Annotated in this window: 9 protein-coding genes; 5 read left to right on the top strand and 4 right to left on the bottom strand. The window is 30.9% G+C overall.

The genetic code is table 11. The annotated features are described in order from the left end of the window. The 3 genes from ES044_RS19095 to ES044_RS19085 all read left to right on the top strand — a co-directional run. Positions 1-196, top strand: a 196-nt coding sequence (locus ES044_RS19095) for a hypothetical protein (RefSeq protein WP_223269086.1), incomplete at its 5' end; no start/stop codon positions are given. A gap of 252 nt (positions 197-448) precedes the next feature. Next, positions 449-1,564 (top strand): PDZ domain-containing protein, encoded by a 1,116-nt coding sequence (locus tag ES044_RS19090; protein WP_223269274.1) that lies wholly within the window; start codon positions 449-451, stop codon positions 1,562-1,564. After that, positions 1,468-2,211 carry a S41 family peptidase gene (locus ES044_RS19085; RefSeq protein WP_223269273.1) on the top strand — a complete coding sequence of 248 codons (744 nt, stop codon included), beginning with the start codon at positions 1,468-1,470 and terminating at the stop codon, positions 2,209-2,211. Before ES044_RS19090 ends, ES044_RS19085 begins: the two co-directional genes overlap by 97 nt. Before the next feature lie 1,063 nt (positions 2,212-3,274). Here the strand turns inward: ES044_RS19085 and rpsA are convergent. Beyond that, a complete protein-coding gene (gene rpsA, locus ES044_RS17350) occupies positions 3,275-5,107 on the bottom strand; it encodes a 30S ribosomal protein S1 (protein ID WP_147120589.1) in 1,833 nt (610 codons plus the stop codon). Between the two features lie 215 nt (positions 5,108-5,322). Here rpsA and ES044_RS17345 point away from each other — a divergent pair, with 215 nt between their 5' ends. Both ES044_RS17345 and ES044_RS17340 read left to right on the top strand, forming a co-directional pair. Beyond that, positions 5,323-5,775: a RidA family protein gene (locus ES044_RS17345; RefSeq protein ID WP_147120588.1), complete on the top strand. Its 453-nt coding sequence runs from the start codon at positions 5,323-5,325 to the stop codon at positions 5,773-5,775. A 136-nt stretch (positions 5,776-5,911) separates the two neighbouring features. Beyond that, a complete protein-coding gene (locus tag ES044_RS17340) occupies positions 5,912-6,541 on the top strand; it encodes a 7-carboxy-7-deazaguanine synthase QueE (protein ID WP_147120587.1) in 630 nt (209 codons plus the stop codon). 193 nt (positions 6,542-6,734) lie between these two features. Here the strand turns inward: ES044_RS17340 and cmk are convergent, their stop codons facing one another. The 3 genes from cmk to ES044_RS17320 form a co-directional block, all read right to left on the bottom strand. Continuing rightward, positions 6,735-7,424 (bottom strand): (d)CMP kinase, encoded by a 690-nt coding sequence (gene cmk, locus ES044_RS17335; protein ID WP_147120586.1) that lies wholly within the window; start codon positions 7,422-7,424, stop codon positions 6,735-6,737. Continuing rightward, positions 7,425-8,450 carry a type IX secretion system protein PorQ gene (gene porQ / locus ES044_RS17330; RefSeq protein ID WP_147120585.1) on the bottom strand — a complete coding sequence of 342 codons (1,026 nt, stop codon included), beginning with the start codon at positions 8,448-8,450 and terminating at the stop codon, positions 7,425-7,427. A gap of 1,669 nt (positions 8,451-10,119) precedes the next feature. Beyond that, on the bottom strand, positions 10,120-10,515 hold the full coding sequence (locus tag ES044_RS17320; protein ID WP_317132310.1) for a transposase: 396 nt from the start codon (positions 10,513-10,515) through the stop codon (positions 10,120-10,122). Between the last annotated feature and the right edge of the window lie 128 nt (positions 10,516-10,643).

Below are 10,643 nucleotides of genomic sequence, written 5' to 3'. Positions count from 1 at the left end.
TAAGGCAGAATGTCTTGAAGTAAGATTACATCAAAGGCTCATCGCATTACTTATTGCTATTCTTACCATTGTGGAAGAACTATTTCCCGAGGTAGATTCTCGAAAAATGATGACTAGGATGATAGCTGATTCTGATTATTTTCACAGGATAAAAAGAATTTTTGAGCCAGATCCTAACTTAAAACTAACCGAATAGTAGCTTGAAAAGTCAGTTTTGGAACAAAAGCAATAAACTTGTAATGATCAAGTGTTTAACTTACTTAAAGTCACTCAAAAAAAAATCTAAATCTCAATGTTCTTACGTTCTTTGGAGGTGCGAAACTTGAGTAATAATTTTAGACAAATTTATATCTATTCTACAACTACAAATAAATCTACACCAACTACAGATTCTTTTGCCGATTCTTTTTCTCCTGTTCGGGATTTAAACAGATAACAGCTTTATTTCTTGGCAAGTAAAAGCATAGCTTTAGGTTCTGGTTGGGTAAACACAAGTGCCATGACTTCAAACCCAAGTTATGCTGCTTATGTTGTAAATCTGGATAAAAAAGATACTTCGCCATTTAAACCACAAAGTGACGAAGAAGAAATAAAAAAGGATGACTCAAAAGATTCATTAACAAAAAAGGACAAGAAAGATGCGCTTAAAAAAGACAAGAAAAAAGAGGATGAAAAAGCAATAACCATCGATTTTGATGGAATTTCTAGAAGAACATTTGCTTTAGGAATTCCTGAAAGAGACTATTGGTTTTTATTTGCTGGTCCTAAAGGAACGGTGTTTATCGCAGAAAACACACCTAATAAAAGGGGTGCAACTTTAAAAAAATATACACTCAAAGATCAAAAAGCTAAAGATTTTATAACAAATGTTCTCGGATTTACGATAACACCTAACGGAAAACATATGTTAGCGCGTGTAAACGAGCGTTGGAAAGTAATTGAAACTACTGGTAACAGCGGTAAAAGCGGAAAAATATTGAAAGTAAAACTTCAAATGAAACTAGATCGTATTGCAGAATGGGAGCAAATGTTTGAAGAAGCATATCGATATGAAGAAGATTATTTCTACGACCCAAATATGCACGGTAGAGATTGGAAGGTTGTTTACAAAAGATATGCGCCATCAGTTCCGTTTATAAAACACAGAGCAGATTTAACCTATATTTTAGACCAAGTAAATGGCGAACTTTCTGTAGGTCATAGTTTTGTTCGTGGTGGCGATTTTCCGGATATAGAAAGATCACAAGTTGGTCTGTTAGGTGCAGACCTTGTTATTGATAAAAATCGATGGAAAATAAATAGAATCTATACCACTGAAAGCTGGAATCCAGGATTATCTGGCCCATTAGATGCGCCGGGTTTAAAAATTGAAGAAGGCTATTATATTGTTGGAATTAACGGAAAAGAAATTTCTGCGGATGATAATATTTATGAATATTTAGACGAACAAGCCAAAAGCAAACAATTTTGCACATTAATAGCAAAGCAGACTTTAAAGGTTCATGGAAAGAAACTGTTTTACCAATTGGAAGTGAAAATGGTTTGCGCCAAAGAACTTGGGTAGAAGATAATAGAAGATTGGTTGATACACTTTCTAACGGTCGATTAGGGTATGTTTGGGTTCCCAATACTGGCGGACCTGGTTATATATCTTTTAATCGGTATTATTTTGCGCAACAAGATAAAGAAGGTGCTGTGATAAATGAACGTTTTAATGATGGTGGTTTGTTAGATGACTATATGGTAGATTTAATGACAAGAAATTTACGTGCTAGCTTAACAAACGAAGTTCCGAGTGGAAAACCAATGAGATTGCCTGCCGGAATTTTAGACCCAAAAGTATTATTGATTAATGAAATGGCCGGCTCTGGTGGAGATTTCTTTCCGTGGGTTTTTAGACAGCAAAACGCTGGTAAATTAATTGGAATGACTACTTGGGGTGGCTTGGTAAAATCTTCTACACATTATAGATTGATAGACGGTGGCTCATTAACCACACCAGATAATGCTGTTTTTGATCCTATAAAAAACGAATGGATTGCAGAAAACAGAGGTGTTGCTCCAGACATTAAAGTTCGGCAAGATGCTAAATCTTTGTTTTTAGGGCAAGATGCTCAATTACAAAGAGCCGTTCAAGAACTTATGAAGCAATTAACTGCTAAAAAAGAGATTACTCCACCTCCGTTTCCTACACCTGCAAAAGGAAATTAATTTGACATAAAAATTTAAAATAAAGAAAGCCGACACATATTGTATCGGCTTTTTTTGTTTTAAATATGCTACAAATTCAGTATCATAGAGACGCAATAAACGATGACAACTCAAAATATTTTCAGGAAGCACTATAGACATAAGACACTATAAATAAACAACCTAAAGGCATAACCGGCGAGGTATTAAGCGGAAAAAACCTTATTTTTAGTTTGATAAAAACCGAGATTTTCAAACTTTCCTCTTGACCACCGACGCAGAGCGTCGGGGAATTCTATCGATTAAAAAAACTATTAAAACATACACCAACTAATGTTATGTACTATAAAGTTAGAACATAATTTTATAGCCGTTAAAATAATATGCCTATAGTAAATTTTAAAATTACGTATTGTCTTTTATTATTTTTAAACATTATTGTTTGATTAAAAGTATTTTTCATTCATTAAACCCTGCTAAAATAAAGGATTCTGCGAATTTTTTAACTGACATCTTGCTTTTTTGAAAAGAACTGCATGAAGATAAAGTAGGCCATTAAATTTCAAGTGATATTTATTTGTCTGATATTTAGGATCAAGTCTTGATTCCTACCTGTTGGCAAGCAAGTTGGCTCTAAAAGCGCAGCAATTTAATCTTTTTTATCTTACAAGAATGATTTTCAACATCTTTATGAGATGCTGCGTTAGGGATTGCAATGGAAATCCTTTTTTTATTTCCGTTTTTACGGAATAAAAAAAGATTGGAATGTAAAGCCCGACCAAGCTTTTTTGCTTGGGAACGCCCAAAAAAAACATCCTATTAAACACATAGAAAAAAGCGCTATTATTATGGTGTGTTTCTTTTGAATAGAAACTTATTGTTAACACAAAATACCTACAAAGTTCTGAAAACCTTGCAGAAGATATTTCATTTTTATAGCGTTTACGAACTTATCAATCGCCACATGCTTTAGCTTGTGGATAAAGTATAAAGCAAAAAAAGCCGATACAAATTATTGTATCGGCTTTTAAATAATATAAATATCAGCTTACTAGCTACTGAAACTAGTTCAGCATAAAAAGAATTACTTCTTCTTACTATTCGCTTCCATTTTCTCTTTTAATGCTGCAAGACCTCCAATATCACCTAAAGTGGTTTTTTCAGCGTCTACAGATTTCTTTGCAGAAGCTTTGATATTCTTTCTTTCTTGCTCTTTAAAGATAGAGGTATGAGATACAACTACTCTTCTGTATTCTTTAGAAAATTCTAAAACGATGAACTTTAAAGTTTCTCCTTTTCCTAATTTAGTACCATCTTCTTTTTCTAAAAATCTGCTTGGAGCAAATCCTTCTACACCATCAGAAAAAGTTACAACTGCACCTTTATCATTCTTTTCTTTTACAAGACCTTCATGAATAGAACCAATTGCATAGGTAGCTTCATGCGCATCCCAAGGGTTATCTTGTGTTTGCTTATGACCTAAATTTAATTTTCTATTTTCTACATCTAATTCTAAAACCTGAACTTCTAATTGTTGCCCAACAGTTACAAAATCTGATGGATGCTTAATTTTCTTAGTCCAAGATAGATCAGAGATATACACTAAACCATCAATTCCTTCTTCTAACTCAACAAATACACCAAAGTTTGTGTAATTTCTTACAGTTCCTGTATGCGTTGAAGCAACTGGGAACTTCGTGGTAATATCTGTCCAAGGATCTGGATGTAATTGTTTAATACCTAAAGACATTTTACGGTCTTCTCTATCTAAAGTTAAAATTTGAGCTTCAACTTTATCACCAACTTTTACGAAATCTTGTGCAGAACGTAAGTGTGTTGACCAAGACATTTCACTAACGTGAATTAACCCTTCAACTCCTTGCTCTACTTCAACAAATGCGCCATAATCAGCAATTACAACAACTTCTCCGGTTACTTTATCACCAACTTTTAAAGTATCATTTAAAGCTTCCCAAGGATGTGCAGTTAATTGTTTTAAACCTAACTGTATTCTAGATTTGTTATCATCAAAGTCTAAAATTACAACATTTAATTTTTGATCTAATTCTACAACCTCATTAGGATGATTGATTCTTGACCAAGATAAATCGGTAATATGTACCAATCCATCAACACCACCTAAATCAACAAAGACACCATAAGAAGTAATATTTTTAACAATACCTTCTAATACTTGTCCTTTTTCTAATTGACCAATAATTTCTTTTTTCTGTAATTCAATATCCGCTTCAATAAGCGCTTTGTGAGATACAACAACATTTTTAAATTCGTGATTGATTTTCACAACTTTGAATTCCATTGTTTTCTCTACATATTGATCGTAATCTCTAATTGGCTTCACGTCAATTTGAGATCCTGGTAAGAATGCTTCGATACCGAAAACATCTACAATCATACCACCTCTAGTTCTACATTTAACGAAACCGTTTACTACTTCACCAGTTTCATGAGCATTGTTCACACGTTCCCATGCTTTGATGACTCTTGCTTTTTTGTGAGATAACACTAATTGACCAGAAGAATCTTCTCTTTTGTCAACTAAAACTTCTACTGTATCACCTTCTTTTAAACCTTGGTTGTAACGAAATTCATTTAAAGAAATAACGCCTTCAGATTTAGAATTGATATCGATGATTGCATCTCTATCTGTAATTCTGATAACAGTTCCTTCAATTACGTCACGTTCGTTTACGAAACCTACAGTTCCTACTAAAGCACTTTCGAATGCTTTTAATTTTTCTTCATCAACAGCTTCAATACCTTGTTCGTACTTGTGCCAGTTAAATTCAGCTAAAAATTCTTTTGGATCTTGCTTTACTTCTACAGCTGGTGTTGCTGTTTCTTGTACTTCCGCAGCAACTACTTGCTCTTCAGTGTTTTTTGTTTCTTCAGACATTTCTGAAAATAATTTTTGTATCTTATTGTCATTCAGATTTTTAACGATTAAAACAACAAGAGATGTTTTTATAAATTTTTATTTACTGTTCCCTTTCTAAATCTGTTACCGTAAAAAGGAGTGCAAATGTACAAATAATACTTGATTTTTAAATACTTAAGACTAAATTATTTACTTTTGAGAACGAATACAAAACCCTTGAAAATCAAAACCTTATGAAACTACCTTTAAAAATTTTTATTATTTTTTTATTTTTAGTAAATGTATGCTGTAAAAACAATGGAAATATTATTATAAAGTACCATAAATCTCACGAAAAAAGCAGACAAAATGCTCCTTTTTCTGATGCTGTTCAAGTTGATAATTTATATTTTTTAACAGGGCAAATTGGAAAAGATCATACAACAGGAAAAATTGTTGAAGGCGGCATTGAGGCAGAAACAAGGCAAACCATTAAAAATATAGAAGCTGTTTTAAAATATCATAATTTAAATTTAAAAGACGTTGTAAAATGCACCGTAATTTTGTCTGATATTAATGACTTTGGTAAAATGAATACTATCTATCGTTCTTTTTTTAGTGATACTTTACCTGCAAGAACAACTTTTGGAGCAAATTTAGTGGGAAATGCAAAAATTGAAATTGAAGTTGTGGCTGTTAAAAATTAATTTTTTTTATTAATTTTTACTGATTTCAAACAACGGAAACCCAAATTTTTTAATCTCTAATTCTTTTTATTGTTGCTGTTCAAAAAACTACCTTTGCATTTTTAAAAATCCTTTTTTAAGGTTGATTTTAATGTAGATGGATAAAAAGACACAAGATTTAGTTGACAAAGGAATGATGCTTCCCTTAATGGAAGAATTTTATACAATTCAAGGCGAAGGTTGCCATACAGGAACTGCGGCTTATTTTATTCGAGTTGGTGGTTGCGATGTAGGTTGCCATTGGTGCGATGTTAAAGAAAGTTGGAACGCAGATTTGCACCCACCAACTTTAGCAGACACTATTGTAGAAAACGTTATAAAGGCTGCTGATACTGTCGTTATTACGGGTGGTGAACCTTTGATGTGGTCTATGGATTACATAACGGAGTCACTTCAAAAAAATAACATAAAAACCCATATAGAAACTTCTGGTGCCTATTCTTTTTCTGGAAAATGGAATTGGTTTTGCTTATCGCCTAAAAAAACAAAATTGCCTTTAGCGGAGTGTTATCCTGAAGCAGATGAATTAAAGATGATCATTCACAACAATTCTGATTTTGATTTTGCCGAAGAACAAGCTGCTAAAGTAGGTGAAAAATGCCAGTTGTACCTGCAGCCAGAATGGAGTAAAAAAGAAAAAATGACCCCACAAATTGTGCGCTATGTAATGAAAAATCCGAAATGGAAAATTTCTTTACAAACACATAAATATTTAAACATTCCTTAAAAATTAATTTTTAGTGGCTACTTACTTTTTTTAATTTCGTTTTTTATAACATAGAAAATATCTCTATAAGTTTTCGAAGTAGTCTTATAATTTTAAAAGATTACTTCATTTATTTCTTATTCTTAAAGACGTTTATTTAAAAAAGCAATAAAATGGAAGCACTTCAATAACAATTAAACTATTTCATAAAGTTTTACGAAAGCTTTCTATCTACAAGAGTGCAAATACGCTCAAATTGTTCTTTAATTCCCATATCAGAATTATCAAGTTCAATAGCGTCATCTGCCTTTAATAAAGGTGAATCTTCTCTTGTAGAATCAATTCTGTCTCGTTCTTGAACGTTAAAAAGTATTTCCGAAAAATTTACTTTATCACCTCTGTCAAGCAATTCTTTATAACGTCTTGTGGCTCTTTTATCTGCGGATGCGGTCATAAAAAGTTTTAAATCTGCATTCGGAAAAACGACCGTTCCTATATCTCTGCCGTCCATTACGATTCCGCCGTTATTGCCCATTTGTTGTTGTTCGCCAACCAGTTTTCTTCTTATTTCAGAAATAGTGGCAACTTTACTAACCAATTGAGAAACTTCTAACGTTCTTATTTCTTTTTCTACGTTCTCGCCGTTCAAATACATTTCTGCAAAACCTAGCTCTTTATTAAAAACAAAAGAAAGAGAAACATCTTTAAGATTTAAAATCAGTTGTTCTTTATCTAAAAAATCTTTACCCACAAAATTATGTTGTTTTGCAAACAAGCTAACGGCTCTATACATTGCACCTGTATCTACATAAATATAATTATATTTTTTTGCTAATAATTTAGCAATGGTACTTTTTCCTGTGGATGAAAATCCGTCTATGGCGATTGTAATTTTATTACTCATTTATCTTCTATCTAAATCGATTTGTAAACTAAAGGTACTGTTATTTGTTGCTGAATGGTATTTTGAGAAGGCATAATTAAATTTTAATCTGTTCATTTTTAATCCGAAACCAAAAGAAATACCTCCAAAAGTTCGTACATCCTGAAGTTTTAATTCTGCCGCTCTTCTAAAATTATAACCAACTCTCAAATTAAAAGCACTTTCTGGCATTAATTCTGCACCTATTATAAAGTGTCTTAAAGTGTTGGCGACAAAACCGATTTCTTCTGTTGTTACATTCCCCTCTAAATCGGTTGTTTGCTCTGAAGGATTGGGTTCAGAAACATCCCATTGTTGTAAATTATCTAATGTTGCATACCATTTTAAAGGTACATATTCTAGCTGATACGATGCACCAATAGAAATTTTAGAAGGCAATCTCTCATAAGTTCCGTTATACGATTTAATTTGAGTTCCGAGATTTCTTCCTACTATTGTAAATGAATAGGGTTTATATGGACTGTAATATAAAACGCCGAAATCAACCGCTACTCCTGCAGATGTAAAATTGCTAATAGAGGAAGTAATAAGCTTTAAATTTGTTCCCATATATACATTTGTCCATGGCAAATTAAAAGCGTACCCTACAGATACTGCTATATCACTAGCAGTAAAATCTCCTGTTTCCATACCATTTTCATCAGCTCCGATTAAGGTTCCATAATTCAAATATTTTATGCTACCGTGAATGGTTCCAAATCTTCTAGAAATTTGTCTTGCATACGATAAAGAACCAATATTAATACCCGCTAAAAAACTAGCATAATTAACAGATAGTTTGTTATCCAATTCAGGATTTATTACTGCGGGATTCCAAATAGGTTGATTTACATCATCTAACAAAGTTAAGACTTCACCTCCCAAGGCAATTTGTCTTGCCGAAGTAGATAAATTCAAAAACTCATAAACGGCCTCGCCTCCTACCTGCCCACTAATTGAACAAATAGAGAAAAAGTAAAATAAGAATAGTAATTTATTACAATTCATAATTAAAGAACAAAGTATCTTAAATAGCTAACGAAAATAAGATATATTATTGCATTATTAGCCACATTTAAGGCATAAAAAGGATCAAAGCTAAAAGTTGTAATGTAAGACGAAAATAATAAATTTTAATATTTATGCAAATAACCTTTAAAACACTCTAATAGAGATAGCAAAATTATTTAGGTATAAAACTTTTATTAATTATTTAGGATTCTTAAGCTTAAAGATATTTTTTTCTATTCAGAGTTGTTCAAATTTTTAAAAAAATTAAACTAATAAATTATTAATTGAGCGCAGTAGCATAAAATAATATAATTTATGGAAAGAATATATTTGACATTATGTTATTTTGAGTAAGTAAAACATTCTATTGGTAAAGAAGTTTTTTATAAACTGTGATTTTTAGGTTATTTAAAATAGCACATGTAATTAGATTACAAATCTCTCTTAAATCTTTAAGACCTGCAAGTCGATTATATCAAATTAAATAAAAAAATGGAACTAAAATAAGAAACTTATTACAATCATATTATTGTTTCAAATAGCAATCCCTATATAACTAGTATAAATATTTTTAATATATTAAAAAACGACATAAAAAATTCCGTATGATTATTAATTGAAAACTGAAAAAGGATCAAGAGCAAAAATGACGCAGTATGATAAAAAGAACAAGAATTTGGTTTTTAAGGAATTTATATTTTGAAGAGCTCAATTCGCTAGATTAAATTATTATTACAAGAAGTGCTTGTTTGTTACTTTAAGCTTTTAACGGAGGAGATTAAAATAAAGAACTTTATTTTTACTTGAAAGAATTAAATACAATTCCAACATGTTTAAAAAGCCTTAAAATGAGTTCCAAAAGATTCTTTGCCCAAGCTATTTTTCAATATTTTGCAGTACGATGTAAAAAGGTGTTTTTACGCATTATAAGACAACTTTCGTTTGAATAAAATTCTAAAAAATAGTGAATAGAGACTGGAAATTAGAAGAAAAAAAAACAGCCAGTAATAATCCAATTAGAACAAGCATTTTCAATAATTTACATGTTATTTATCATACCAAATTAAACAACAATAAATAATTTTTTTAAGTGACTTTAATTGTTGAGATTATAGGCAAAATTCTAAAATATGGATATTATTTATCGAACATTTTAATGTGTTTACCTAAATTGAAGAGATTGCTTTTTTTAACGGGCTTAATCGATGATTTTAGCAATAAAAACTCAAAAGATAAATAAATTTTCATCGCAATGATTAAAGGAATTAGGCATCAATAGCTATTATATCTCTTTAAAAATCGAATTAAAATATAGGGGAAAAGTAAAAAAAATAACTCTTTATATGACAGGTAATATGAGATCAACCATTTTTTTTGGTGGATTAAATTCATTAATCAAATAATTTCGTGAATCTATATATGAAGAATTTTATATCCCAAATATCCATAAATAACGCTCTAAACTCTTTGATTTTAGCATTAAAAGATTTTGAAAAGGTATTTGTACTTCTATTATTGAAATGTTTTATTATTGGTATACAATGCATTTGTACTGAATTGAGAATGCTGCAGATAATTTGGATTGAGATTTTTCCACTTTATCAGTCAAGTGTACTAGTTTTAATCTGACAACATCTTTATTCTTGTTATTTCATATATATACTCATTACAAATAGGATCCCGAAAAATTAGGTTTAATAATTTGAAAATTATCTGTTAGGATATTTTTGAATTCCTCATTTTTCCAAGAGTGACTTTCTAAGAATTCGATTACCTTTTCTCTAAATTCGTTAAACTTTAGGTAGAATTTATTGTAGACCACTTTTTTCTTTAGAATTTTCCAAAGGCGCTCAATAATATTTAAGTTGGGTGAATATGGTGGTAGAAATTTGAGAATAATTCGAGGATGTTCTTTTAAGAAATCTTTGACAATTATTGAATGATAATATCTTGCATTATCTAATATGATGTATATTTTTCCTTGTTTTTGTTTTTCAATAATTAAAACGAGTAAAGCAATCATTGTTTGACTATTTATACGCTCATCTTCCACATAAAGCAATTCGTAACTATTCAGCCTTTAAAACAGCAATAGTTTTAAAAGCAGCGAAAATATTTTGACCATTCTTAATACAGGTATCTGTTACTGATCTAATAACCGCATATATCTGTGCACCATTTTCAGTTTTA

The organism is Polaribacter sp. IC066 (assembly GCF_007997085.1).
Lineage (GTDB): Bacteria > Bacteroidota > Bacteroidia > Flavobacteriales > Flavobacteriaceae > Polaribacter.
The sequence above is the reverse complement of the archived record's forward strand: the minus strand, read 5'-3'. Positions and strand labels throughout refer to the sequence as shown.

Bases quoted from the DNA above. Each gene is read 5' to 3' on its own strand.
- rpsA (WP_147120589.1), bottom strand. From the start codon at position 5,107: ATGTCTGAAGAAACAAAAAACACTGAAGAGCAAGTAGTTGCTGCGGAA.
- ES044_RS17345 (WP_147120588.1), top strand. From the start codon at position 5,323: ATGAAACTACCTTTAAAAATTTTTATTATTTTTTTATTTTTAGTAAAT.
- ES044_RS17340 (WP_147120587.1), top strand. From the start codon at position 5,912: ATGGATAAAAAGACACAAGATTTAGTTGACAAAGGAATGATGCTTCCC.
- cmk (WP_147120586.1), bottom strand. From the start codon at position 7,424: ATGAGTAATAAAATTACAATCGCCATAGACGGATTTTCATCCACAGGA.
- porQ (WP_147120585.1), bottom strand. From the start codon at position 8,450: ATGAATTGTAATAAATTACTATTCTTATTTTACTTTTTCTCTATTTGT.